The sequence below is a fragment of the Bacteroides sp. GD17 genome (assembly GCF_038448625.1).
GTDB lineage: Bacteria > Bacteroidota > Bacteroidia > Bacteroidales > Bacteroidaceae > Bacteroides.
Window position 1 is genome coordinate 480,915 of the sequence record NZ_JBCEZS010000002.1, and the last position, 26,116, is coordinate 507,030.

The following is a 26,116-nucleotide window of genomic DNA, read 5'->3' on the forward strand; positions in this document are numbered from 1 at the left end:
AATTTACAATCTAAAAGCAAACTAAATGTATTTGATTTGAATTTAAAAGAAAACAGCCGGTATTTCGTGTCAGATTATAACCTTATCCCCAATTGCAGGTATTTAATGAAAGAGAAGTGCGGATATTATTATATCATTTTGAAATTAAATAACTATATTTGCCGAACATTTTGACACTACTAATAGGTATTACACAGAAATAAAGTAAACTTAGAATGATGAAAGAAGAACTTTTTAACAACGAAACAAAAGCACAGCCCTACCAACGACAGCCCAGACAACTGGGCCTGTACGATGCCTCCAATGAGCACGACGCTTGTGGAGTAGGTATGCTGGTCAACATTCATGGGGGCAAATCACACGATCTGGTAGAATCGGCATTGAAAGTATTGGAGAACATGCGCCATCGCGGAGCCGAAGGTGCAGACAATAAGACCGGAGACGGCGCCGGCATCATGCTGCAAATCCCGCACGAGTTCATCTTGTTGCAAGGAATCCCCGTGCCCGAAAAGGGAAAGTACGGTACCGGTCTGCTTTTCCTTCCGAAGGACGAACGGGACCAGGCTGCCATTCTGAGCGTCATTATCGAAGAAATCGAGAAAGAAGGACTGACACTGATGCACCTGCGAAACGTGCCCACCTGCCCCGAAATTCTGGGAGAATCGGCACTGGCCAACGAACCGGACATCAAACAAATCTTCATCACCGGATTTACGGACGCCGAAACCGCCGACCGTACGCTATATATAATAAGGAAGAGAATAGAAAACAAAATACGCAAGTCGGACATCCCCGCCCGTGAGGATTTCTACATAGTTTCGCTCTCCACGAAGAACATCGTCTATAAAGGTATGCTCTCGTCCTTGCAGTTGCGCAACTACTTCCCCGACTTGACGAACAATTACTTCACCAGCGGTCTGGCACTGGTACACTCCCGTTTCAGTACCAACACCTTCCCCACTTGGGGACTGGCACAGCCGTTCCGCCTGTTGGCGCACAACGGCGAAATCAACACCATCCGCGGTAACCGTGGCTGGATGGAAGCCCGCGAAAGCGTACTCTCCTCTCCCACGCTGGGCGATATCAAAGAGATACGTCCCATTGTGCAACCGGGCATGAGCGACAGCGCCTCGCTGGACAATGTGCTCGAATTCCTCGTGATGTCGGGTCTGAGCCTGCCGCACGCTATGGCGATGCTTGTGCCCGAATCGTTCAACGAAAAGAACCCTATCAGCGAAGACCTGAAAGCCTTCTACGAATACCACTCCATCCTGATGGAGCCGTGGGACGGACCGGCAGCATTGCTCTTCAGCGACGGACGCTATGCAGGCGGTATGCTGGACCGTAACGGCCTGCGCCCTGCACGCTACCTCATCACCCACAACGACATGATGGTAGTGGCAAGCGAAGTCGGCGTGATGGACTTCGAGCCCGCCGACATCAAAGAGAAAGGACGCCTGCAACCGGGTAAGATTCTGCTCGTAGACACCGAGAAAGGCGAAATCTTCTACGACGGCGAACTGAAACAACAGCTTGCCGAAGCCAAGCCCTACCGCACCTGGCTGGCCAACAACCGCATCGAACTGGACGAACTGAAAAGCGGACGTAAAGTGCCCCACAGCGTGGAGAACTACGAACGCATGCTGCTCACCTTCGGCTTCTCGAAGGAAGATGTAGAGCGGCTGATCGTACCGATGTGTACCACCGGTGCCGAGCCCATCAACTCAATGGGTAACGACACGCCGCTGGCCGTACTGAGCGATAAACCACAACTTCTCTATAATTACTTCCGTCAGCAGTTTGCTCAAGTCACCAATCCGCCCATCGACCCGTTGCGCGAAGAACTGGTGATGTCTCTGTCGGAATACATCGGCGCCGTGGGCATGAACATCCTGACGCCCAACGAAAGCCATTGCAAGATGGTACGCCTGAACCACCCCATCCTGAGCAATACGCAACTCGACCTCCTCTGCAACATCCGCTACAAGGGTTTCAAGAGTTTGAAGCTGCCCATGCTGTTCGAGGTGGAGAAAGGACGTCAAGGCTTGCAGGAAGCGCTGGCCTCTCTTTGCAAGCAGGCCGAAGAATCTGTTACCGAGGGCGTGAACTACATCGTGCTTTCCGACCGTGAGGTAGATGCCACCCATGCCGCTATTCCGTCGTTGCTGGCGGTGAGCGCCGTGCACCATCACCTGATCTCGGTAGGGAAACGCGTGCAGACGGCACTGGTAGTAGAGAGCGGTGAAATCCGCGAAGTGATGCACGCAGCCTTGTTGCTGGGCTTCGGTGCCAGCGCACTGAACCCGTACATGGCATTCGCGGTCATTGACAAGCTGGTGGCCAAGAAAGAGATACAGCTGGACTATGCTACGGCTGAAAAGAAATATATCAAATCCATCTGCAAAGGTCTGTTCAAGATCATGAGTAAGATGGGTATCTCTACTATCCGCTCCTACCGCGGTGCCAAGATATTCGAGGCAGTAGGTCTGAGCGAAGAACTGAGCAACGCTTACTTCGGCGGACTGGCTTCTTCCATCGGCGGTATCCGTCTGGACGAGGTGGCACGCGACGCAATAGCCTTCCACAATGCGGGCTTTGCCCCGAAAGTAGACGAGCAGCTACCCAACAACGGCCTCTACGCCTTCCGCAAAGACGGCGAAAAGCATGCGTGGAACCCTGAAACAATCTCCACCCTACAACTGGCGACCCGCTTGGGCAGCTACAAGAAATTCAAGGAATTCACCTCCCTGGTAGATGGCAAAGAAGCGCCCATCTTCCTGCGCGATTTCCTCGACTTCCGCCGTGCACCAATCTCTATCGACAAGGTAGAACCCGTGGAAAACATCCTGCACCGCTTCGTTACGGGTGCCATGAGCTACGGTTCCATCAGCCGCGAAGCGCACGAAGCAATGGCCATCGCCATGAACAAGATACACGGCCGCAGCAACACGGGTGAAGGTGGCGAAGACAGCGCACGCTTCACACCGCGCGAAGACGGAACCTCGCTGCGCAGCGCCATCAAGCAGGTAGCATCGGGACGTTTCGGCGTAACGGCAGAATACCTGGTGAATGCCGACGAAATACAGATAAAAGTAGCCCAGGGCGCAAAGCCCGGTGAAGGCGGCCAGTTGCCGGGCTTCAAGGTAGACGAGGTGATTGCAAAGACGCGTCACTCCATCCCCGGCATCTCGTTGATATCTCCGCCGCCGCACCACGATATTTACTCCATCGAAGACTTGGCACAGCTCATCTTCGACCTGAAAAATGTAAACCCGCGCGCCAAAATCAGCGTGAAGCTGGTAGCCGAGAGCGGTGTAGGTACCATTGCCGCCGGTGTGGCTAAAGCGAAAGCCGACCTCATCGTCATCTCCGGTGCCGAAGGCGGTACGGGGGCTTCTCCCGCCAGCTCCATCCGCTATGCGGGTATCTCGCCCGAGCTCGGACTGAGCGAGACGCAACAGACATTGGTACTGAACGGACTGCGCGGGCAAGTAATGCTGCAAGTAGACGGACAGTTGAAGACAGGCCGCGACATCGTACTGATGGCCATGCTCGGTGCCGAAGAGTTCGGCTTTGCCACCAGTGCACTGATTGTATTGGGCTGCGTGATGATGCGCAAATGTCATCAGAACACCTGTCCCGTGGGCGTGGCCACCCAAAACGCCGAACTGCGCAAGCGCTTCCACGGACGGAGCGAATACCTGGTGAACTTCTTCACCTTCCTGGCGCAGGAAGTGCGCGAATACCTGGCCGAAATCGGTGTAGAGAAACTGGACGACATCATCGGCCGCACCGACCTCATCATCCGCAAGCCTGCCGACGGCATAGAGAAACATTCTCTTATCTCCTTCGACAAGCTGCTGGCACGCGTGGACAATGATGCAGCCATCCGCCACGTCATCGACCAGCAACACGGCATCGACCACGTGAAGGATGTAGAGATGCTGAACGCTGCCACCGACGCCATCGAGCATCAGAAGGAAGTATCACTGGAATACGCCATCGCCAATACCGACCGTGCCTGCGGTGCCATGCTCTCCGGTGCCATTGCCGCCCGATACGGTGAAAAGGGATTGCCGGAACAGACGCTGAACGTCAAGTTCAAAGGCTCGGCCGGACAGAGCTTCGGTGCCTTCCTCGTGCCGGGCGTCAACTTCAAGCTCGAAGGCGAAGCGAACGACTATCTGGGCAAGGGACTCTCCGGCGGACGCATCGCCGTACTGCCTCCGGTACGCAGCAACTTCGAAGCCGAGAAGAATACAATTGCGGGCAACACCTTATTATATGGTGCCACAAGCGGCGAAGTCTACATCAACGGACGCGTAGGCGAACGCTTTGCCGTCCGCAACTCCGGTGCCATCGCCGTAGTCGAGGGTGTGGGCGACCACTGTTGCGAGTACATGACCGGCGGCCGCGTAGTAGTGCTGGGCGAAACGGGACGTAACTTTGCAGCCGGTATGTCGGGCGGTGTGGCCTACGTGTGGAACAAAAACGATAACTTCGACTACTTCTGCAACATGGAGATGGTAGAGTTGAGCCTTATCGAAGAAGCCTCCTATCGCAAGGAACTGCACGAACTCATCCGCCAACATTACCTCTACACCGGCTCCAAGCTGGCACGTACCATGCTCGACGACTGGACGCACTACGTGGACGAGTTCATCCAGGTAGTCCCCATCGAGTACAAAAAGGTACTGCAAGAGGAACAAATGCGGAAGCTGCAACAGAAGATTGCAGATATGCAGAGAGACTATTGAAATCATAAATCCTTGAAATCATAAATCATAAATTTGAAATCATAAATTTCATCATGGGCGATTCAAAAGCATTCCTAACCATACCCCGCCAGGAAGCGGGTTACCGGCCGATACACGAACGTATCACCGACTTCAGCCAAGTAGAACAGACGCTGAACAGTCATGACCGCAAACTGCAAGCTTCGCGCTGCATGGACTGCGGTGTACCCTTCTGCCACTGGGCATGTCCGCTGGGCAACAAAGACCCCGAATTTCAGGACGCACTCTATCGAGGCAAGTGGCGCGAAGCCTATCAGATACTGACCTCGACCAACGACTTTCCCGAATTCACGGGACGCATCTGCCCCGCGCTGTGTGAGAAATCTTGCGTACTGAAACTTTCGTGCAACGAACCCGTCACCATCCGCGAGAACGAAGCGGCCATTGCCGAAGCAGCCTTCCGCGAAGGTTATGTGGTGCCTGTTCAACCCGAACGCAACGGAAAGCGGGTAGCCGTCATCGGTGCCGGGCCTGCGGGACTCTCTGTAGCCGTGCGCCTCAATGCCCGAGGCTATGAGGTGACGCTCTTCGACAGTAAGCCTATGCCGGGCGGATTGTTACGCTACGGCATCCCCAACTTCAAACTGGATAAAGCCGTCATCGACCGCCGCATGAAGGTACTCGAAGCCGAAGGCATCCACTTTGAAATGGGCGTACACGTAGACGTGCAGAAACTGCCCGAAGGGTTCGACGCTTATGCCATCTGTACCGGTACGCCGCAAGCACGCGACCTTGCCATTCCGGGCCGCGAACTGAAAGGCATCTACTTTGCCCTCGACATGCTGGCACAGCAGAATCATATCTTGGACGGAGAGACTTTCCCGAAGGATCAACTCGTCAATGCACGGGGCAAACGTGTCCTCGTCATCGGCGGTGGCGATACGGGCTCGGATTGTATCGGCACCAGTATCCGCCAGGGAGCCGCAAGCGTGACGCAAATCGAAATCATGCCGCAACCACCAGTAGGTCATAATCCGGCAACGCCGTGGCCGCAATGGCCCGTAGTGCTGAAGACTACCTCGAGCCACGAAGAAGGTTGTACCCGCCGCTGGTCGCTGGCCTCCAACCAGTTCATCGGAAAGAACGGACGGGTGTGTGGCGTAGAGGTGGAAGAAGTGGAATGGATTCCGGCTCCGGACGGCGGCCGCTCCACGATGAAGCCCACAGGCAAGAAAGAAATCATCGACGCCGATATGGTACTCCTCGCCATGGGCTTCCTGAAACCGGAACAGCCCAAGTTTGCCGAGAATGTATTTGTAGCCGGCGATGCCGCTCTCGGCGCCAGCCTCGTGGTACGTGCACTGGCGGACGGGCGACGGGTGGCGAAGGCAATAGATGAGTACCTCTACCGCGGGTAAATCTGCGTATAGACGCGGGTAAATTTACTGTATAGACGCAGATTTTGCTCCCTATATACGCGGGCAAATCTGCGTATAGGCGTAGATTTTGCTCCCTATAGGCGCAGATTCAGTTCCCTATATACGTAGATTTTCTGCCCTTATTTTGGCTCTTTAAATCATTAACATTTTAACTTTTATAACTATGTGTGGAATAGCAGGAATCTTCAACATAAAAGTTCAGACCTCTGAACTGAGAAGCAAAGCGCTGAAAATGGCGCAGAAAATTCGTCACCGCGGTCCCGACTGGAGTGGTATCTACGTCGGCGGCTCCGCCATCCTGGCCCACGAACGCCTCGCCATCGTCTCCCCCGAGAGTGGCGGGCAACCCCTCTACTCCGCCGATGGCCGGCTGGTCCTTGCCGTCAACGGTGAAATCTACAACCATCGCGAAATCCGTGCCCGCTACGCTGGTCGCTACGACTTCCAGACCGGATCGGACTGCGAAGTCATCCTGGCACTCTATCGCGAAAAAGGCCCCCGTTTCCTCGAAGACCTCAACGGCATCTTCGCTTTCGCCCTCTACGATGAGGAAAAAGACGACTTCCTCATTGCCCGAGACCCCATCGGCGTGATCCCCCTCTATATCGGCCGCGACCGCGAAGGCCACGTCTACTTCGGCAGCGAACTCAAAGCCCTCGAAGGCTTTTGCGATGAGTATGAGCCTTTCCTCCCCGGCCACTACTACCTGGGCAGCGAAGGCAAGATGAAGCCTTGGTACACCCGCGACTGGACCGACTACGAAGCCGTGAAGGACAACTATACTCCTGCCGCCCAACGCAGCTACGAGCCCACCTCGCAGGACAAAAAAGCCCATGCCGCCCAAGTCTCTGCCGTGCACGATGCCCTCGAAGCAGCCGTACACCGCCAGCTCATGTCCGACGTCCCCTACGGTGTGCTGCTCAGTGGCGGCCTCGACTCTTCCGTCATCTCCGCCATCGCCAAGAAATACGCCTCCAAGCGCATCGAAACCGATAACGAGTCTGACGCCTGGTGGCCTCAGCTCCACTCCTTCGCCATCGGTCTGAAGGGTGCACCCGACCTGCTGAAAGCCCGCGAAGTGGCACAGTACATCGGCACCGTTCACCACGAAATACACTACACCGTTCAAGAGGGACTCGATGCTCTGCGCGACGTCATTTACCATATCGAAACCTACGATGTCACCACCGTACGCGCTTCCACTCCTATGTATCTGCTGGCACGCGTCATCAAGTCTATGGGCATCAAGATGGTGCTCAGTGGCGAAGGTGCCGACGAAGTGTTCGGTGGTTACCTCTACTTCCACAAAGCCCCCACCCCGCAAGCCTTCCATCAGGAGACTGTCCGCAAGCTCTCCCGCCTGCATACCTACGACTGCCTCCGTGCCAACAAGAGTCTGGCTGCCTGGGGTGTAGAAGGCCGTGTACCCTTCCTCGACAAAGAGTTCCTGGATGTGGCCATGCGCATCAATCCCGCCACCAAGATGTGTCCGGGTAAGGTCATCGAAAAGCAAGTAGTCCGCGAGGCCTTTGCCGACATGCTGCCCGAAAGCGTTGCCTGGCGTCAGAAGGAACAGTTCTCCGACGGTGTGGGCTACAACTGGATCGACACTCTGCACGCCATCACCGCCACAGCTGTCACCGACGAGCAGATGGCGCACGTGGCCGAGCGCTTCCCCGTCAATCCGCCGCAGAACAAGGAAGAATACTACTACCGCTCCATCTTCGAGGAGCACTTCCCCAGTGAAAGTGCAGCCCGCAGCGTGCCCAGCGTGCCCAGTGTAGCCTGCTCCACGGCCGAAGCCCTCGCATGGGATGCTTCTTTCCAGGGAAAGAACGAACCGAGCGGACGCGCCATAGCCGGCGTACACGAAGAAGCGTATCAGGAATAAAAAAAAAGAGCTGCCGACAGATTTCCCGTCAGCAGCTCTTCTTATTCTTTATTTACCAAATTCGGTCAGACTAAAACATCATTGTTTGTCCGCCAATCACACCAGCCACAGCACTCGCTACGGCGATAATAAGTTTCAAAATCACATTCCACGTTTTTTTCATAAAGATTATCCATTATTTGATTAATAGTACATGGCCACCGTTATCCCAGTGGGTTCTCGCCTTGGTCTCCATCCGAACCGGAGTCTCCTCCTTCCGAACCGGAGCCACCACCTGTCGTGGTCTTTCCCTTAAGATAGTCATCCAGACTCACCAAATCCAACCTTTCTCCGGCACGGGTAGCAGCCTTCGATATTTTCAGCTCCTTGTTCGCCTGAAAACAGATACGGACGCTCTCCACACTTTTAGCCGTTACATCATCAGCCTTTTCCTCGCCTTTCGATTTTGCTGCCAATATAAAGACACCTAGTCCGGCAATATTAACCGTTTTCCCCTCCAGTAGCTGCTCTTTCAGCTTTTCCACAAAATTCTGCATCGTACTCTTGATGTCACCGATAGACAGAGAAGAACGATCCTGCATCTTCTGTGCAATAAACGCCAAATCTACGCTTTGTCCTAACGTCACCAACTGCGGGAAATATTTCTTGGGAGAGTTTTCAACCCGAGGGTCCGACGGTCTCTCCACCGTTCTAAAAATTACACTCATACTTTTTTTCTTTAGAGATTTAAATTCGTTTTTCTATTCACATGTTTCGTTGATCAACGATGCAAAGGTGCGGATTAAAAACTATACAGCCAAAGAAAAAAGGCGCTTGAGAGTAGTTTTTCTCAGAAAAGTGCATATAGTTGAGATAGGAACCGCAAGCATTTGAAGGGTATGTTTCCCCAATATGTATCTTAACGTCAGTTCGGTGAAATCAACTCTAGGTATTCAATAACTATTTTTTAGATGTAAATCGCATCTTTTAAAATGTGTAATATGCAATAACCTTTTGTCACTATTTACTGTTTCATATCCACCAATCCTTTTCCGTCAGATACGGATTACCAAACATATCCTCCATTCTTGCTGGAATTTTTGTCCATTGGGCATTGTCGGGGGCTTTCATCTTTTTTTTCGTATATGGAGTATTGGTGTAGTTTTTCCACTCAGCACCTTCAGGACCATCAGGACATGCTATCATCAAAAGCATTTGCTGGGTTTCCAACTGCTTCAAAGATCTGAATGCATGCTCATTATGTATGCCTACAATACGTTGCTGCCCGTCGTTGCTATCTTCAACACCTTCATGTTCAAACCATTGCTTTCGGAAAATGGTAGAAGCCATCGATTTACCTAAATCGTTGTTCCATCGTTCGATTATTTGAGTACGTTCCTCTGCGGTAAAGACCACATCTTCAACTTTTGTTTTTAACTTGATGCCGTTTGGCAAGCACTTCTTCAACTTATTGCCAGAAAATCCTTTAGGTCTGTAGTCGCAAAATGTTTCGTTGAACACATTGAATGAAAAGACTTCCTGCTTAGTAATTGACTTTGCTTTATCCACTAATTCATCTTTTATCCAAAGTCCATCACCATCAGCAAATTTTCTGTAGTAAGCTTCCGACTCCTCACATGTGAACGTAAACCTATACATATACGCTTTCAAGCTTTCCTCCTTTGATAGATGCAAGCCATACCCTTGCTGTGCTCCAGGACGTCTGAATGCCTGCAAACCAATAGGCTTGATACTTCCATTTAAGAATCCGTTCCCATCCAACATAGGGATTGGTTCATTATCGAATATCGGCAGAAAGACATATAGAACAGCCTCATGCTCCTTGCCATCATTATGATAGCAGTACCTGTCATGTTCGCTGTCGTAAGGACACATTGCAAAGAATAATGCCACCTCCAAACTACTTGTCAAATCCAGAACCGAGGTCTTTAAACCATAATGTTGCGCCAACCCTTCTTCATCTACAAGAAATCTATGTTTCCGGAAAAACTGCTCCACTACAGGGTGGGATGCCAATAAACGTCGGAACACCACAAGGCGCATCCTCTCCACGAACACTTCTACATCTGTCGGATTACCACGATAAAGCGAAGGCGAACAAGGAATATACTCTTCACCTTGACCGCGGAAGAGAAAATGCAAAGTTCCTACTTGAGGAATTAAACACTTCGTATCCCCTTTCCCTGTTAGTACAGCCTCAAAAGTTCCACCGCACTTCTGCTCGAGAATAGCTTTATTCGCAGGTGTATGCTCATACATTAAATCCCGCTTTACTATCTCGTTGTGGATAGTTTGTATTAGTTCTGATAAAATCATAATCCTGTTCTTAGAATTCCTGTCTTAGCTACATGAGTTTTTAGGATATGTAGTTCGTAAAAAACTTTTCTTCGTTCGTCGCGAATCCTTAATATTTTTTAGTTAAACAGACTTTATTTATTGATTCCAATTTTCGACAAAGATATTTGGCTGTATTGAGATATCCTAAATAATAATCAACTATTCAAGCATCATACCTTGATTTATCTGTCTTCTGAGGCCAGAACAAATAACTAATGAACTGCCAAACACCAATAAAAAACTGTTTCATATTAATTGATAATCGCCTCCTTGATGCAATCAACAATATAACGTACATCATCATCCGTCACATACGGACCTGCTGGCAAACAGAAACCAACCTTGAAGATTTCTTCCGACACGCCATTCACGTATGCCACAGCGTCAGCATATACCGGTTGCTTGTGCATCGGCTTCCACACGGGGCGACATTCAATCTTTTTCGAAAGCATAAACACGCGAAGAGCCTCTACATTGGCATTGGGCTGGCAATCGGTTACGGCTGAATCTACCGCTTTAATCACACCGGCAGCACCACCTACGGCAGTCTTGATTACCTCCTTGTAAGCATTCTCCTGCCCCTGAATCTTTACATCCTCGTCAAGAGTGGCTGCACAGAGCCAAAAATTGGAATCGAATTTGCGTTCACCGGTTTTGGAATTCATAGTTTCAGGCTGTTCATGCAGATGTATACCTTTAACGTCCTTCAACAGCTCCTTATACAACTCCTGCACATGCTTGTGATGTGCAATATGATTATCGAGTACCCTCATCTGACCACGACCGATACCTGCACACACATTACTCATACGGTAGTTATAACCGATTTCCGTATGCTGATAATAAGAGTACGCATCACGCGCCTGAGTAGCGTGCCACATAATGTTGTTCGCATCCTCCTCGTTGCGGCAAATCAATGCGCCACCACCCGATGTCGTAATCATCTTGTTGCCGTTGAACGACAGCACACCAAAGCGACCGAACGTACCCAGCACTTGACCGTTGAAACGAGAACCCATTCCCTCGGCTGCGTCCTCAATCACAGGAATACCGTATTTGTCTGCAATCGCCATGAGCCGCTCGCAGTCGTATGGCATACCATAAAGCGCTACAGGAATTATCGCCTTAGGATACTTACCTGTCACAGCCTTGCGTTCAATGATAGCCTTCTCCAACAGCTCCGGATCCATATTCCAAGTTTTACGCTCCGAGTCGATGAACACTGGCTTTGCACCAAGGTAAGTGATAGGGTGTGAAGAAGCGCAGAAGGTGAACGATTGCACGCACACCTCATCCCCCGCCTTCACGCCACAGGCAATCAATGCCAAGTGGACGGCAGCAGTACCGGTTGAGAGGCACACCACCCTTCGGTCAAGCTTTGAGCCTTCTGAATTTGCATTGGCAAAATCTGCAAGATTCTGCTCAAATGCGTTCACATTCGGCCCCATAGGTACTACCCAATTCGTATCAAATGCTTCCTTTACGTATTTTTGTTCCCAACCTTCCTCGCTCATATGAGCAAGGCAGAGATAAATTGTTTTATCCATAAGATATATACGATTTACAAAACTATATTCTTAATTACTTTGCATCGGTTTCCTACCGCTAAAACCCCGTCCGGAATATCCTTTGTGACAACTGAGCCAGCACCAACCACACTCCATTTCCCAATCTTCACCCCAGGAATAACAATGCTACCGGCACCAATCCAAGAGCCCTCACCCACTTGCACATTGCCACAAAGTGTGCAATGAGGAGAAATATGCACATAATTCCCAATTAGACATTCATGGTCAATCGAAGCACCCGTATTAATGATACAATGACTTCCAATACGACAATCCGACTGAACGATAGCTCCCTGCATCACAACAGTTCCTTCCTTTATCACTGCCTTTTCCGAAATAATTGCCGAAGGATGAAAAGCCCTACCATACTTCACTTGTAGTTTCTCCGCTATCTTTCTGCGAATATCATTATTCCCGATACTGATTATCAACGGGCCACAGACTTCCGACGAACGTAATACGGGATAGTCAAAAAGAGAATGGATTTTTTCATTATCGTCAAACAACGCTTCAATCGGTTCATTATTCGCACGCAATATATCAATGATCACTTTGGCATGACCACTGGCACCATATAAATACATTTCCTATAAAATTAATTATTCCCCGTAAAGACCTCCATCGTAACCGAAGTTTCCGAGCTAATACCTTCGCGTACAAAGACCTTCTTTATTGTCATAAAAACGATTTTCAAATCAAGCAGAAAAGAGCAATGGTCCACGTACCACACATCCAGTTCAAACTTACGGGTCCAGCTGATGGCATTGCGTCCGTTCACCTGTGCCCAACCCGTAATGCCCGGACGCACTTCATGGCGACGCGCCTGCTCTTTGCTGTATAACGGCAAGTATTGGGGAAGCAAAGGACGGGGACCTATCAGAGCCATATCCCCTTTCAATACATTTATCAGCTGGGGAAGTTCATCTATCGAGGCGGAACGTACAAAACGCCCTACTTTGGTCAAGCGTGCAGCATCAGGTAATAAATTTCTCTCTGAATCCCGTTCATCGGTCATAGTCTTAAACTTGATAACCCGAAAGATTTTGCCATGCTTTCCGGGGCGTTCCTGAGTGAAAAAACCTCCGGCACCCTTATTGGCAAAATGCAACCAAAGGGCAACAAGAAGCAGTATCGGCCAAATCAAAGCCAATACGAAAAGCACGAGGATGAAATCAATCACCCTCTTAAAAAAATGAGAATACATGATTAAAAAAATAAGATTGTGTACGAAAGATTACCCCAAATTATCTACTATATCATGAGATACTAAATCTTGTTTTTCATCAACATAATCTTTCAATAAGGAGATTATATCATTGTCTTTGAGGGTAATCAAGCCTTGTGGTCCCGTTTGGGATAAATATATAAGAAAACGACTTCTTCTTTTTGTCTATGAACAAGATAAAGAAGTCTAAACCCATCTTTTTTACTCAAATTTCGTCCACTGTTAGGTACTCTAAGCTTGATAATGGAGAAATTATCTTCATTCAGCACCATATCCCGATTTATGCGAATCTCGGCTATAGACTATCCGCAAATGAACCGCATATATCTTTAACAACACTACCATAGCCTTCTTTAGGCTTAGAACAAAGTTTTGTGAGGGCATTTCGAAACGCCTGAATGGAATAAAATACAGGCACAACGATTACAAGTTATTGATTAAACCAACCAAATTCCTATAATCCTTATTTTGAGGGAGTGAAACGATAAATATCTTCATATCATTCCCTATTTCCTGCAAATCATCAATGCTATTTTTTAAATCTCTCAAATCGGTTTTAATACCGGAATAAAAACCTGATGTTCGATATGCTGTATATAATCCAAACAAACTCCTGATTAGCTTTTTATACATATCAGCTATCTGAGAATAATCCTCTTTGGTTAATTGAGAGAAATTATCATGAATCAAATCATAAAGTTCAGCTATAGATTTATTCAAGCTACGTATATTTTTCTGAATATCCAAATAAGTATCAATAGCCTTATCCATAGCTTTTTTATTTATTGCCGATTCAGTTTGAACAGCAACAATATTATCTTTAATGACTTCAACACAACACATTATATATCTCCCTTTTCCAATGCCAATTGGATTTTGTTAAATAATTGATTACGCAAATATACATATAAGCAACAAATAGCCAATATAAATACTGGCAAAACATTGATTATTTAACCTTTTGCTATATTATTGGTTATCAATATTTTTTTTGCAGTTGTTTTTCATACATTTCCTGTCTTACCGTTTCTACTTCAGAATCAATATCTTCCTAGGATATTTCGTCCGTTTCCAAAGAACGATATTCTTCCAATAACGCTTCCCAAACCTTATGCTGTTCGTAACGTTCCACAATCATAGGACGGGCACGTTTTGCCATTTCTTTTACTTCATCATTACGATGTTCATAAAACCATTTCATCGCATTGTATAAAGCATCCTCATTACGTGGAGGAATGATTTTGCCGTTAATGCCATCTTGAATTATTTCGTTACAACCATTTATATCAGTAACTATTGAGGGCAACTCCATTGCACCTGCTTGAAGAACAACGTTTGGGAAGCCTTCACGATAACTAGGGAAAACCAAGACATCTGAAGCAGCAAAGAAAGGGCGAACATCCAACTGGAATCCCCAAGCCACAATCGCTTTTTCCTTTTGTATATTACTTTTAACATCCTTATCCAGCGGATCTAACTCATTCTCTAAATCTCCAACCAGATATAACCTTATATCAGAATAATCACTTAATAATTTCAAGAAAGCCTTTACCAATTCATTAATGCCCTTGTCCTTTACCAATCTACCGACAAATATGAAATTGAAAGTGTCTTTTTCTTCACGTATACTTTTCACTTCTTCCAATATTTTTACAGAGCGCGAATAATGTTCAATATCCACTCCGTTTATATTGCCATTCAAAACTACTTTCAAAGGTTTCTTCGTAACTCCGTTTCTTATCAAAGCATTTTTCACTCCTTCTCCCTCAGGAATTACTTTTGTTGCACACAAACAAGTTATTCTCTCCATTGTAATTAGCAACCATCGAAACCATCCTGTAGTTGTTTCAAATCGCAAGCCCGTTACCGTATAGATGCGATGTGGTACACAAGTCATCCAAGCTGCCATCATCGCTAATAAACTGCCTTTAGGAGTATTAGCATGAACAATATAGGGCTTTTCTTTTCGGAAGAGTTTTATCAATCTCCATAAAGAATTCACATCGTTCCATAAAGATATTTCTCGATGCATTTGGATATCTATAGTACGTACGCCTTCCCGATTAGACACTACTTCCAAATTTCCAGTACCAAAATCAGACGCAACGCCAATAACCTCAAAATAACTAGAAAGAAAATTTAACTGCCCTTTAAGAAGCATATTTAAACTGCCAGTAATGGTAGTGAGTCGAATAAGTTTTTTTGCTCTATCAGAGGCTATAGTTTCCACCTTAAATATTTGATTCATAAAGTCCAATTGTCTTTGTAACCACTTAAATTAGCCCCCTTTTAAAGGGCACATAAACATACCTTAGACTGATTTTGTTAATGTAATCATTCTGTTTTCAGCCACGACAGTTTTCAGCCGATAAAATAAAAATGTCCGCAAGAAAATAATTTTGTTTTAGCATTTGGATTTGCAAAAACATGGCAGAAGCTTCTTCTTGTCGCAGTCTTCACCATTAAGAATGCATTCAAAAAATGTTTCAGGTAATCCTGAGGGCTATGCCATTAAGCTTACAGCTCTCTATCAGCGAGAAGATGAATGCCGTGTCTTCAGTGACAGCTTCACTGCCTATATTCATACAATTCTTAAGCAGCAGTGTTACAGGTCTCATTCTCTGTTCGCAAAGATTGTTCGATATTTCCGCCGAACCGTCCTTGAGGATATTGCTCAGGGATTTCCATTGGTTCATCGTATAGTTCACAACCTTTCTCATCAGGCCGTTTGCCATAATCTTCGCGTCCTGCATCATCAGGACGGTCTTGAGATGGATAGGTTCGAGAATAGCTCCCGTGAGCTTCAACCTTTTTTCCTTAATCTGCCCGCTGCCGAGGCTCATCGTACGGAACAGGGCTTCATTCTTGAATATGACTTCGATGGAGTCTATTATTCCCATCACTATCCTCAAGCTGAAGTCTGAGATTGAAGATCTCCCTTGTCAGTAGTCTGTTCACCTCCTCCTTCGCTTCCAGCTGCTTTCTCATAAGTTCGGACTCTTTTCGCAGGTATTTGACTGTCGCGGACAGTTCATTGATGGTGGCCATCAGTGCCTTCGAGCTCTCCTTGTTGGATTCTTCAATGACCTTAAGCCTTGCAACCAGTTCGTTCACCTGTTTGCGAAGTCCCGCCTTTTCCTCGTTACATGGACTGTCTTGCCCAACTCTCACTCCACAGCTGATGACGTTGCCAGTTCATAAACTTATCGTAACTCACACCATAATCCGCACAGAACCACGAAAGTCCTTGGTCTCGCTACATAACTAATAGAGGTCATATACCTCCTAGTAATTTACTTTTTCTCTTGCCATAATCATTGTTGTCAAAGGTTATGGCAAAGGTATACCAGGAGACAATGAGCATCAAGGCGGAAAAATAGTAGGGTTACCGAACACCTGTTCCATCAACCGTATCGTAATCATTACCAAATACACCAAACTCTTTACGTATGCCAATAACGACTTGTATAAGGTAGCCTGTTTTATCTAATTCAATGATAGTATGTTTCCAATATAACCAGCGCCATCTGCTAGAAGTATATTCATCTATTACATAGTTCTTTATAAACGTTATTATAATTTTCAGCCATCTTTGATATATCATATTGTTTTGCTCTTTCTGTGCATCTCTTCACTATATTATCACGAAACAGTATGTCTGTAGTAAGTTTTAATATTAATTCGGCAAGTACTTTTTCATCTCCATGAGGAAATAATAACCCATATCCTCGAGTCACTTCACGAAGCCCTTCTACATCACTAGCAATAAATGGATTACCTGATGACATTCCCTCTACATTCGAAAGCGAAAGCCCCTCTCTATGACTAGACATGACTATCACATCAGAGGATCTTAAAATATTAGGAACATCATTACGCACCCCTAGCAAATGGACTCTATTGTTAAGTTTAAGATTGTCTATCAAATATTCTAGTTCTGCTCGTTTTTCTCCATCACCGACTAAGACTACATGATAATCATCTGGCAAGTACTTTAATGATTTAATAACAGTAGGTTGATCTTTCTCATAACGGAATCCAGCAACCATAGTGATGATTTTTAAGTTTGAAAAACCTAAATCTACTTTATCAGCAAATGCAAATCTATTTACCTCTATGCCATTTAATATCGTTGTAATTGGATAATTGTTACCAATATAATTTCTCAAACTAGTTTCTGCAGACTCAGCAATACATATGATTTTATCATATTGTCCATACATCCACTTATCAATAAATTTTAAAAAAGGATAATGCCTTCTTCTTGTCGATGTTGAATGTTCTGTTGTAACAAGAATATTATTATTAGCTTTTGCCATAGGTGCAAACATTTGACAAGCTGTATTATGAGTATGAACTATGTCAAAATTTGTCATCAACTTTCTCAACCTCAAAATATGTTTATAATTATAAGGGCCATCTGTTTCTGAAAATCCATGAACCTTAATGCCAGTTTCCTCCAGTTCGTTATAAAAAATTGTTCGTTTGCTATTGAATACTGCTATTTCCACTTCATTTCCCAAATGAGACAATCTTGGAAGAAGATCTACCATAAGGTGTTCAGCTCCTCCCGTTGCTAAAGATGTTATTACATGAAGAATTCTCATAATATACCTTACTTAGTCAGCAAACCATTTAAAACTTCCCAATATTATGACGTAATATTATAATCTTCTTATAAAACCTGAAGAATTTACCATAACTTCTTTACTAGATTTGATAGAGTCACAGCAAACTTAAATCCGAAGTATTGACTAATAAATCTAAAAAATTTCTGTTTAGGTAGAAACCAAGTGGCAGTAAAATGATGAATTGTATATGTATTAGAAGTTTGTTCTACTTCAAATGTATCATTACGTTTTGGTGAGAAATATTCAGCTGGCAAAATAAATAGTGACTTCTCATCCAATGTTATTTTGGACGGGTTATCAATATCTCTTACCTCATAATTAGCTTCTGCTATCTCTGTAATAATATCAGGTAATGTTTTTAGATCTAAAGTTCCATCTTCTTTGACAAAGGACTTATTGTCATAGTAATTAACCACTTTCTTCATTAATACCATACCTGGCTCAGCACCCATTATGGCGGGCTCTAACTTACCAGATTTCTCTCGACACAAAAAATATGGCAGATTTAATAAATCGTTAAACGACTTAAGAACTTCAACGTCAGAGTCCATATATATCCCACCCTCTGTGTATAAAGCATAAGCACGTAAATAATCACAAGCATATGAATATTTTTTATGCTCATATGCATGCTTAACCCAAAGCAATTTATTAAAATCAACTTTATTTAAATCCCAAAGTACTATTTCATAATCAGGAAGATATTTCTTCCACGTACTTATACAATACGCAATTTTATCAGGATATTTATCACCTGAAAGCCAACATAAATGAAGTTTTTTAGGAATCATATATAAAATAAATTGTTACTATTCCCAGAAAAAAAGATAAGGAACATTTCCATTAGTATCTTTAAAGACACCCATAGAATATATTGCGACAAATGCTATAATAAAAACTATTTTAAAAAATATCATGCCATTTCTCTTCTTATACTTCTTAAGCATATATGGAATAAAGAATACTAAATAGGAATAATAGAAAAGACTAATTCTATTTAGCAGCATAAATACAGATGAAAAGAATTGTATTATAGTAGCAATAACAAGCACATAGATAAAAAATTCCATATCTTTATCTTCATCTTTATTCTTTTTGTAAATATATAAAGAAAAAAAAGTAGCAAACAACAAGAATAAAGCTAGTGATGTTAATCCAGTACTTGCATCACTAATCAAATACGATTCATCTGAAATTTCGAAAATTGTAAAATAAGTATTTACAATTTTCGCAAATCCTGATCCTGTAAGAACCATTGAAGCAGTTAGAGAACAAACAATTCCAATGATTATCAACCTATTATTAAATTTTAGATTATAAAGGAAATAAGCAGGAATAAAAAAAATAGACGTTCTCTGCATTGAAATTGCAATTGCCATCATTATTAAAAAACGTAACAACTGTCGTTCCTTAATATATTGAAATGATAATAAGCATATAGATATACATAGGCTTGCTCTAATAATATTAAATGAATTCAAATAAGCTATTGAAACATAAACTAAAACGCTTAATGCTTTGTCAACAGAAAACTTATTAATCGCATACATTGCAGTCCCTATCACAAAAAAAGAAGTGAAAATTATGTAAAACTGATTGGAGCCATCTATACAACTCATCACTTTTTGTAGATAGCGAAAACCATATTCTGAAAAAAAAGAAAATTGAGAGTCATTCCATGTTAACAAATCCCCCCAGTTAGTATGCTGTACTCGATCAAAAGTTGGAAGATATCTTTTAAGATCACCTCCTACAGTCTCTTTTCTAAAAGCTGAAACTATAAATAGAACAAGAAAAGACAAGAATGGTATCGCTCTATTCTGTTTACTGTCTGCAGTTATAGCTAATAATAAAAAAAATATTATAATAACAAAATAAAGTATCATAGGGAAAAATTACAGCTTATGAACTAATTTAGGCAATTCTGCTAATTTAAAAATATATTTTGCCATAATATTGCAAATCTTAAAAAGAAAGGGGTGAAAAGAATACAAATACAGTTGTAATTGCACTGCTGGTAAATAGTATGACGTTAAAGCTTCATCCGATAATATTTCATATTTATCACAGAATAAGGATTTAGGGCTACTTATCACCGACGCTATATTATTATCAATAATATATCCATTTTCTCTAACCTTCAAAAATATCTCTGTTTTGGTAAGTTTGTATGGATAGTTTTTTAGCTTTGTTCTCGTATTTGAATTAAAATAGTGAATAATCTTAGCATCATGCAAATATTGCAATCCATTGCCAAGCACCTGACAATTCATTGTATCTGGTAATCTATCAATAATGTAACCTAAATCTCGATTTGCAATAGCAAGAGCGGGCTGATCAATGTTTAAACCACGTTCATAGTTCATCTTCCAATTTTCATGCCACTTTGAATATAAAATACGTGAAGCATCATTATCTTCTACCAACATCACTCCACTATTGAAGAAATTCACATCTTTCGGTGTAATATCCCATCCTATTTTACTTGCTTGATTCAGAATTGAAAAAAACATCTGATTATCAAAAAGACCTATATGCCTATCAAGTACAGCTAATATATCACCACGTATATCATCAACAAAAGACAAGTCGGATGTGACTAAAGTATCAGTATCTATAAACAGATATCGTCCTCTAACATTACTTCTGATTGTTGTTTTAATATACCGTGATCGACTTTTTTTATCCAATCCATCAGGTGTATTAACTATAATATAATCATCAACTAATGTTCTTGCAATTTTTCTGTCTTCTTGTAACAATTTATCTGTTATACTATCTACTACAAGCACTACAAAAGAAGAAACATTATAGAGTCGTAATGTATATAAAGAAATAACAAGCTGCTCTAAATAAAGATCTGTTTTATCTGAAGATAAAGCATAGACTACCTTTGTTTTCATATTTATTTACTTATATATAAACTTAGATAAAACTTTATGTAATAGATAATATACATTTAACAACTTGAATAGATGAATAAATACTATCGCTAACAATAATGACGATATTCCTTTTATTATCAATAAGAGATATTTATTATCTATAGAAGTATACAAATTAAATAGATAAAAAAAACATCCCAATATCAACCCAATTAGTAAAGGTTTTTGAAGAATCTTGAAGAATGAGACAATTTTTACATTTAATACATACCGATAAATTATAGAATATGTAATAACAAAATTAATAAGTAAAGAAATTGTCCATGCCCATGCTATTGCTTCTATCGACTTAAAGAAAAAGGCGGCTATTATAAAGGAAACAACTGTGATTATCGTGTTTCTTATACCAACATAAAATTGTTTTTTTGTCTCACTACAAATTAAAAAGATAGCACCTGATGTTGATTGTATCATCTGCAGTGGTAAGGATAAAGATAATATAGCTAATGTTCCTGCGGCTGGAGTCCACTGATTTCCAAAAAATACATAAATAATTTCATCAGCCATTCCCCAAAAGATAAAACCAATTGGAAAACTTATTATAGCTATCAATCTAGTTATTTTCAAATATTTATCGGCTAATAGTTCCTTTTGATTATGAAGATCTTTTAATACTGGTTGCAATACAGGATTTATTACAGCAGGCACATTACTCATAGGTAATTGCATTAAACTATAAGATTTCTCGTAATACCCTAATTCAACTGCGGATAAATATCGACCAATAATCAACTTATCTAAATTCCTCGAGAAGTAATTAAAAAATTCGAACAGAAATTCATAAGAGGAATAGGAAAATATACGCAAAATTGGCTTTAACGAAAAAAAGAACTTGAATTGTACTGGATAAAAATGTCTATTATATAAAAACATTCCTATTGCCGTAAATACTGGAGTAATCAGAAGTGCATACAATCCAAATCCTATAAATGCAGCAGTAACAGATATAACGCCAGTTAAAACTTGTAGTATCAATGTCCTAATAGCATTTTCTTTGAACCTTTTATCTTTGAACATAAGTGCATTTGGTACCATATTAATTGCACTAAAAAATACATTAATTGACAATATCTGGCATACTTCTACCAATTGTTCTACATTATAAAAAGATGCTATTGACCAGGAACCAAAGAAAAAAAATAGAGCCAAAAGTAATCCTACATAAAAAGAGAAAGAAAATATATCATCCAAATCATCTGTAGTGAGATCTTTAAATTGAATTATAGCAGGTCCAATTCCCATCTGACATAGCATTGATAGAAATGTTATAATAACAGTAGCAATAGCAACTACCCCAAACTCCTGAGGAGTTAGGATTCTGGCCAAAATCATAGTAATGATTAGACTGATAACTAAACCTGAATATTTAGCTATAGATGTCCACATTACACCATTTATCATTTCTTTTTTAAGAGATGTCATAAATTATAATAATGATTCTATGAGGTTGTGTATAGAATCGCCCTCTTTTAGAATATATGATTTCTTACATTTCGAATTAAGTCCAGCTTCATAGTCACTCTTACTATCTCCTATCATATAACATTCTGAAAGGTCTATATTAAAATCCTTAGCTGCTTGCAAAAACATACCAGGTTTCGGTTTTCTACAATCACATTCAATCTTATATTCAGGTCGCTCACCGTCAAATCCTTTATCTGGATGATGAGGACAGATATAGATACCATCAATATATGCACCTTCTTTACCAAGAAGCGTTTCCATCTTGCGATGAATCTCATTAAGTTCATCCCATGATACTTCACCTCGAGCAATAACCGGCTGGTTCGTAACAATAATTGCAAGATAACCACTTTGATTAATAAGCTTGATTGCTTCAGGTACTCCTTCTATTAGTTCGAAGTCATCAATATCACGCAAAAAGCCAACATAGTTATTGAGAGTTCCATCTCGATCAAGAAAGATAGCTTTCTGCTTATTTCTAAGATTCTTTGCCTGAACTACACCTTTTTTGAAATCTACTTCAACTTGATGGAAACGCTCAGGTGTTCCCATATCCTTCACATATTCAGGACTATCATAGCAGAATATCCGACCAGTACCGCAAAAAGGTTTGAGAATTTGACGATCCAAATCCACCTTTCCTTTTGGGAAACCTGTTGTTTCGTCAGTTTTCAAATTCTTAAAGACTTCATCTAGCATCTTAGGGTCAATAATATGCAAGCCAGCATTTACTCTATTGTTATACCACTGCGGACGTTCATCTTCCTTACTAAGCCATTTCTCTACTTTACCATCCTCATCAGCAATAATCAAACCGCTATCGTACGGATGTGAATTTGGGTGAGTAAAAAGCGTAGCTAAACCTTTATGCTGCTTATGGAATGCAACCATTCGATTGAAATCTACATCAAAAGCTGCATCAGCATTGAGAAGCAAGAATGGTTCATCGCCAATCTTTTCTCTTAATTGAAATAAAGCACCTGCATTACCAAGTGGTGTTTCTTCTACAAAGTATTCTATACTAACTCCAAACTTGCTACCATCTCCAAAATAAGAAGAAATCTTATCTGCAAGATAACCGATAGTTAAAATAATATCTTTAAATCCCTGAGCAGCAAGAGATCGTATCTCACGCTCAAGGATAGGCATACCATTAACTGGTATCAATGGTTTTGGAATATTTGGAAAAAGCTCAGCAATCCGAGTTCCACGACCACCAGCCATTAAAATTGTCTTCATATAATTACTTTCCAAAGAAATAATCTTCCAACATCAAGCATAAGCAATGATATACAGGAAGATGAAGTTCTTGAATTTTGTATGTTTCTGTTTCTGGAACTCGGATACAAACATCTGCATATTTCATCAGGTCATTTTCCTTTGCACCAGTAAGGCCAACAACCTTCAAGCCCCTAGCTTTAGCAGTAATTGCAGCATAAAGCACATTCTGGCTATTTCCAGATGTTGAAATACCCAGAAAACAATCACCAGCTTTACCATAGCCATTTACTTGTTGTGCAAACACAAGTATAGGTTCGCTATCATTCATGAATGCTGTAGCTAAAGAGGAATGAGCTGTAAGGGTGATTGCAGGAAGAGCTCCCTGAAGATTTTCTGCGAGTACCTCTCCCTTTTCAGAATCAATAGCACGCATTGCAGCGGCTTGGTCGCTATAAACCTTACGTTTTAACTTAAACTCCTTCATCAATTCACCTACAATATGTTCAGAATCAGAAGCAGAACCACCATTACCGCAAACAAGTAACTTTCCCTCTGAGGCATAAACTGCCTCAAGCAGTTTATATGCTTTTTCAATATCTTCTTTACATACAGAAAGATTAGGGTACCTTTCAATTAGTAAATCTAAATGCTTAATTATTTTTTGCTCCATATTATTTACCTTTTTTTATCAGTTCTCGAACATATGTTGCCATTTTCTCAATATTTCCTTTCGATATTTCTGATATGAAAGCGAATTGACTGTCTGAATAGGTATAAAATTGAATTTTTTCTCGCAATTCTTCAGGAATCTCAATGAGCTGAATATAATCATTTACTGATTTCTGTGGAATTACGCCTTCACCCATCATAGTTTTGACAACAGTCTCAGCTACTTGTCTATGGGAAATAGGATGGTTACCACCTAAATTGTAAATACCTGTAGTTATATCTTCACGTATTATAGCCTGATACATTACTTCGGCTACATCTTCTACCCAAATATGATCTCGAATTATCTCCTTATTGAAAAGATCAATGACATTCTTCTCTTTAATAAAACGATAGAACCGATATACGATATTTGCATTTTTCCCTTTATGAAATTCACCCCATCCGAATACATTAAAAAAACGGAAACCTATTACCTTATTAGAAAATTTCTCTTTATTTGCAATTATATATTGATCAAAAAGCCACTTTGACAGAGCATATGTATTATGAGGCTCCTCATTACCATCTCCAACCCTTTGGTTACCTCCATTTCCATATACTGCAGATGATGAAGCATATATAAATGGAATATTATGCTTATTTGCAAATTCACAATACATCTTCGAAAACTCATAATTCTCGTTCATCATCGTCTTCGAATCACAAACAAGTACATCGGCATTAGCCCCTATATGAAAAAAGGCCTCCGGATTTTCTACTGTTTCAAGAAACCTAGAAATACTCTCTATACCATCTGTATAATCAATGAAATTTGAAAAATGAAGTCCGAAAAGATTTTTCATCTTTTCGTCACCATAAGAATCTAAGATAATAATATCATTGATTCCTTTCTCATTTAACTTTTTCACCATATTGGATCCAACAAACCCTGCTCCTCCTGTTATAATATAAGCCATAACAACTAATTTATCTACGTAAAATTATATTCTTTCTTGGTATGTATGAAATAGGCTGATAATGAACAATTGAAGCACCTTCATTCTCAAAATTGAACGGAACTATCATCAAGTCCTCTAAAGCATTCATCACGGCCTTTCTCTTATCTTTTTCAACATAAAAAAGAAGGAATCCGCCACCACCTGCTCCTAACAGCTTGCCACCTAAGGCACCAGCTTTTGTTGCAGCATTATATAAATAATCAATAGATGTAGAGGATACTTTTTTACCAGTTCCTCTTTTTAATTTCCATGTTTCATCAAGAAGTTTACCAAAATCATTTAAATCAGAATTACCATCCGTCAGAATATTTTCTGCAGCATCAACTAATTGAAGCATTTCTATTAGCAGTTTTGTTTTATTCTTAGGATGAGCAAAAGTATTTTTTTGAATTTCTGATGAGAATCTTTGAACACCAGTATAAAATAAAATCAAATTATCATCCAAGCTTTTTTTTCTATCAGGTGAAATAATTATCGGATGTACTGCAAATTGATTATCTTTAAAGTCAATTCTGTTTAACCCTCCATATGCCGCTGCAATTTGATCTTGCCAACCTCCGTGTTCTTTGAGAATGTCTCTTTCTAACAAAATGGCCTCCTTTGCTAATTGATACTTACCTACATATTTGCCTTTTAATGCATAAAAAGCATTTAACATACCTACAGCAAACGTACTGCTTGTTCCTAGCCCTGTTCGGGCAGGAAGATCCCCTTCATATGTAAGTCGAATTTCATGAATATCACATAAACGCATTGCTTCACGAATCAAAGGGTGCTCAATATCTTCAATATTGTTTACTCTTTCTATTTTACTGTGAATCAATTCACTTATATAAGGCATAAATGGAGGCAAATGCCTAACATTAACGTAACAGAATTTATCAAATGTTGTGCTAATTACTGACCCACCATATTCATTAAAAAAAGCAGGCATATCAGTACCACCACCAAAAAAAGACATTCTAAAGGGAGTCTTTGTTACAATCATA

Annotated in this window: 20 protein-coding genes and 1 pseudogene; 3 read left to right on the plus strand and 18 right to left on the minus strand. The window is 42.1% G+C overall.

The features are described 5' to 3' along the window. Positions 1 to 215 precede the first annotated feature (215 nt). From gltB to asnB, 3 genes are all read left to right on the plus strand, one after another. Positions 216 to 4,757, plus strand: coding sequence for a glutamate synthase large subunit (gene gltB / locus AAE250_RS05195; protein WP_294598920.1), 4,542 nt, complete (start codon positions 216 to 218; stop codon positions 4,755 to 4,757). A 53-nt stretch (positions 4,758 to 4,810) separates the two neighbouring features. Then, positions 4,811 to 6,154, plus strand: coding sequence for a glutamate synthase subunit beta (locus AAE250_RS05200; protein ID WP_294598918.1), 1,344 nt, complete (start codon positions 4,811 to 4,813; stop codon positions 6,152 to 6,154). Positions 6,155 to 6,338: 184 nt separating this feature from the next. Next, the gene (gene asnB, locus AAE250_RS05205; protein WP_294598915.1) at positions 6,339 to 8,066 is read left to right on the plus strand and encodes an asparagine synthase B; all 1,728 of its coding nucleotides are present in this window, start codon (positions 6,339 to 6,341) and stop codon (positions 8,064 to 8,066) included. Positions 8,067 to 8,136: 70 nt separating this feature from the next. Here asnB and AAE250_RS05210 read toward each other — a convergent pair whose 3' ends face one another. The 18 genes and pseudogenes from AAE250_RS05210 to AAE250_RS05295 form a co-directional block, all read right to left on the minus strand. Continuing rightward, the gene (locus AAE250_RS05210; RefSeq protein WP_005837261.1) at positions 8,137 to 8,229 is read right to left on the minus strand and encodes a smalltalk protein; all 93 of its coding nucleotides are present in this window, start codon (positions 8,227 to 8,229) and stop codon (positions 8,137 to 8,139) included. Between the two features lie 40 nt (positions 8,230 to 8,269). Further along, the gene (locus AAE250_RS05215; protein ID WP_294598908.1) at positions 8,270 to 8,773 is read right to left on the minus strand and encodes an HU family DNA-binding protein; all 504 of its coding nucleotides are present in this window, start codon (positions 8,771 to 8,773) and stop codon (positions 8,270 to 8,272) included. Positions 8,774 to 9,077: 304 nt separating this feature from the next. Beyond that, positions 9,078 to 10,382, minus strand: a complete 1,305-nt coding sequence (locus AAE250_RS05220) for an FRG domain-containing protein (RefSeq protein WP_294598905.1) — start codon at positions 10,380 to 10,382, stop codon at positions 9,078 to 9,080. Between the two features lie 272 nt (positions 10,383 to 10,654). Next, positions 10,655 to 11,950 carry a DegT/DnrJ/EryC1/StrS family aminotransferase gene (locus AAE250_RS05225; RefSeq protein ID WP_294598902.1) on the minus strand — a complete coding sequence of 432 codons (1,296 nt, stop codon included), beginning with the start codon at positions 11,948 to 11,950 and terminating at the stop codon, positions 10,655 to 10,657. Between the two features lie 14 nt (positions 11,951 to 11,964). Next, complete coding sequence (locus AAE250_RS05230; protein WP_294598899.1) at positions 11,965 to 12,555, minus strand: acetyltransferase; 591 nt, start codon at positions 12,553 to 12,555, stop codon at positions 11,965 to 11,967. Between the two features lie 11 nt (positions 12,556 to 12,566). Then, positions 12,567 to 13,175, minus strand: coding sequence for a sugar transferase (locus AAE250_RS05235; RefSeq protein WP_294598896.1), 609 nt, complete (start codon positions 13,173 to 13,175; stop codon positions 12,567 to 12,569). Between the two features lie 444 nt (positions 13,176 to 13,619). Next, positions 13,620 to 14,039 (minus strand): hypothetical protein, encoded by a 420-nt coding sequence (locus AAE250_RS05240; protein ID WP_294598893.1) that lies wholly within the window; start codon positions 14,037 to 14,039, stop codon positions 13,620 to 13,622. Positions 14,040 to 14,247: 208 nt separating this feature from the next. Beyond that, positions 14,248 to 15,444 (minus strand): glycosyltransferase family 4 protein, encoded by a 1,197-nt coding sequence (locus AAE250_RS05245; protein WP_294598890.1) that lies wholly within the window; start codon positions 15,442 to 15,444, stop codon positions 14,248 to 14,250. A gap of 156 nt (positions 15,445 to 15,600) precedes the next feature. Continuing rightward, a pseudogene (locus tag AAE250_RS05250) lies at positions 15,601 to 16,105 on the minus strand (IS66 family transposase); the annotation flags it as partial. A 633-nt stretch (positions 16,106 to 16,738) separates the two neighbouring features. Continuing rightward, positions 16,739 to 17,803: a glycosyltransferase gene (locus tag AAE250_RS05255; RefSeq protein WP_294598884.1), complete on the minus strand. Its 1,065-nt coding sequence runs from the start codon at positions 17,801 to 17,803 to the stop codon at positions 16,739 to 16,741. 86 nt (positions 17,804 to 17,889) lie between these two features. Further along, complete coding sequence (locus AAE250_RS05260) at positions 17,890 to 18,618, minus strand: glycosyltransferase family 32 protein (RefSeq protein WP_294598882.1); 729 nt, start codon at positions 18,616 to 18,618, stop codon at positions 17,890 to 17,892. An 18-nt stretch (positions 18,619 to 18,636) separates the two neighbouring features. Continuing rightward, entirely contained in the window at positions 18,637 to 19,713 is a 1,077-nt protein-coding gene (locus tag AAE250_RS05265) for an EpsG family protein (protein ID WP_294598879.1), read from the minus strand. A 9-nt stretch (positions 19,714 to 19,722) separates the two neighbouring features. Beyond that, positions 19,723 to 20,730 (minus strand): hypothetical protein, encoded by a 1,008-nt coding sequence (locus tag AAE250_RS05270; protein WP_294598876.1) that lies wholly within the window; start codon positions 20,728 to 20,730, stop codon positions 19,723 to 19,725. 6 nt (positions 20,731 to 20,736) lie between these two features. Beyond that, the gene (locus AAE250_RS05275) at positions 20,737 to 22,194 is read right to left on the minus strand and encodes a lipopolysaccharide biosynthesis protein (RefSeq protein WP_294598875.1); all 1,458 of its coding nucleotides are present in this window, start codon (positions 22,192 to 22,194) and stop codon (positions 20,737 to 20,739) included. Between the two features lie 3 nt (positions 22,195 to 22,197). Further along, positions 22,198 to 23,475, minus strand: a complete 1,278-nt coding sequence (gene gmhB, locus AAE250_RS05280) for a D-glycero-beta-D-manno-heptose 1,7-bisphosphate 7-phosphatase (protein ID WP_294598872.1) — start codon at positions 23,473 to 23,475, stop codon at positions 22,198 to 22,200. Positions 23,476 to 23,479: 4 nt separating this feature from the next. Further along, a complete protein-coding gene (locus AAE250_RS05285; protein WP_294598870.1) occupies positions 23,480 to 24,127 on the minus strand; it encodes a D-sedoheptulose-7-phosphate isomerase in 648 nt (215 codons plus the stop codon). A 1-nt stretch (position 24,128) separates the two neighbouring features. Continuing rightward, positions 24,129 to 25,085: an NAD-dependent epimerase/dehydratase family protein gene (locus tag AAE250_RS05290; RefSeq protein WP_294598867.1), complete on the minus strand. Its 957-nt coding sequence runs from the start codon at positions 25,083 to 25,085 to the stop codon at positions 24,129 to 24,131. 10 nt (positions 25,086 to 25,095) lie between these two features. After that, entirely contained in the window at positions 25,096 to 26,115 is a 1,020-nt protein-coding gene (locus tag AAE250_RS05295) for a GHMP family kinase ATP-binding protein (RefSeq protein ID WP_294598864.1), read from the minus strand. Position 26,116: the final 1 nt, after the last annotated feature.

Coding starts and splice junctions, on each gene's coding strand:
- gltB (WP_294598920.1), top strand. CDS start 216: ATGATGAAAGAAGAACTTTTTAACAACGAAACAAAAGCACAGCCCTAC.
- AAE250_RS05200 (WP_294598918.1), top strand. CDS start 4,811: ATGGGCGATTCAAAAGCATTCCTAACCATACCCCGCCAGGAAGCGGGT.
- asnB (WP_294598915.1), top strand. CDS start 6,339: ATGTGTGGAATAGCAGGAATCTTCAACATAAAAGTTCAGACCTCTGAA.
- AAE250_RS05210 (WP_005837261.1), bottom strand. CDS start 8,229: ATGAAAAAAACGTGGAATGTGATTTTGAAACTTATTATCGCCGTAGCG.
- AAE250_RS05215 (WP_294598908.1), bottom strand. CDS start 8,773: ATGAGTGTAATTTTTAGAACGGTGGAGAGACCGTCGGACCCTCGGGTT.
- AAE250_RS05220 (WP_294598905.1), bottom strand. CDS start 10,382: ATGATTTTATCAGAACTAATACAAACTATCCACAACGAGATAGTAAAG.
- AAE250_RS05225 (WP_294598902.1), bottom strand. CDS start 11,950: ATGGATAAAACAATTTATCTCTGCCTTGCTCATATGAGCGAGGAAGGT.
- AAE250_RS05230 (WP_294598899.1), bottom strand. CDS start 12,555: ATGTATTTATATGGTGCCAGTGGTCATGCCAAAGTGATCATTGATATA.
- AAE250_RS05235 (WP_294598896.1), bottom strand. CDS start 13,175: ATGTATTCTCATTTTTTTAAGAGGGTGATTGATTTCATCCTCGTGCTT.
- AAE250_RS05240 (WP_294598893.1), bottom strand. CDS start 14,039: ATGTGTTGTGTTGAAGTCATTAAAGATAATATTGTTGCTGTTCAAACT.
- AAE250_RS05245 (WP_294598890.1), bottom strand. CDS start 15,444: ATGAATCAAATATTTAAGGTGGAAACTATAGCCTCTGATAGAGCAAAA.
- AAE250_RS05255 (WP_294598884.1), bottom strand. CDS start 17,803: ATGAGAATTCTTCATGTAATAACATCTTTAGCAACGGGAGGAGCTGAA.
- AAE250_RS05260 (WP_294598882.1), bottom strand. CDS start 18,618: ATGATTCCTAAAAAACTTCATTTATGTTGGCTTTCAGGTGATAAATAT.
- AAE250_RS05265 (WP_294598879.1), bottom strand. CDS start 19,713: ATGATACTTTATTTTGTTATTATAATATTTTTTTTATTATTAGCTATA.
- AAE250_RS05270 (WP_294598876.1), bottom strand. CDS start 20,730: ATGAAAACAAAGGTAGTCTATGCTTTATCTTCAGATAAAACAGATCTT.
- AAE250_RS05275 (WP_294598875.1), bottom strand. CDS start 22,194: ATGACATCTCTTAAAAAAGAAATGATAAATGGTGTAATGTGGACATCT.
- gmhB (WP_294598872.1), bottom strand. CDS start 23,475: ATGAAGACAATTTTAATGGCTGGTGGTCGTGGAACTCGGATTGCTGAG.
- AAE250_RS05285 (WP_294598870.1), bottom strand. CDS start 24,127: ATGGAGCAAAAAATAATTAAGCATTTAGATTTACTAATTGAAAGGTAC.
- AAE250_RS05290 (WP_294598867.1), bottom strand. CDS start 25,085: ATGGCTTATATTATAACAGGAGGAGCAGGGTTTGTTGGATCCAATATG.
- AAE250_RS05295 (WP_294598864.1), bottom strand. CDS start 26,115: ATGATTGTAACAAAGACTCCCTTTAGAATGTCTTTTTTTGGTGGTGGT.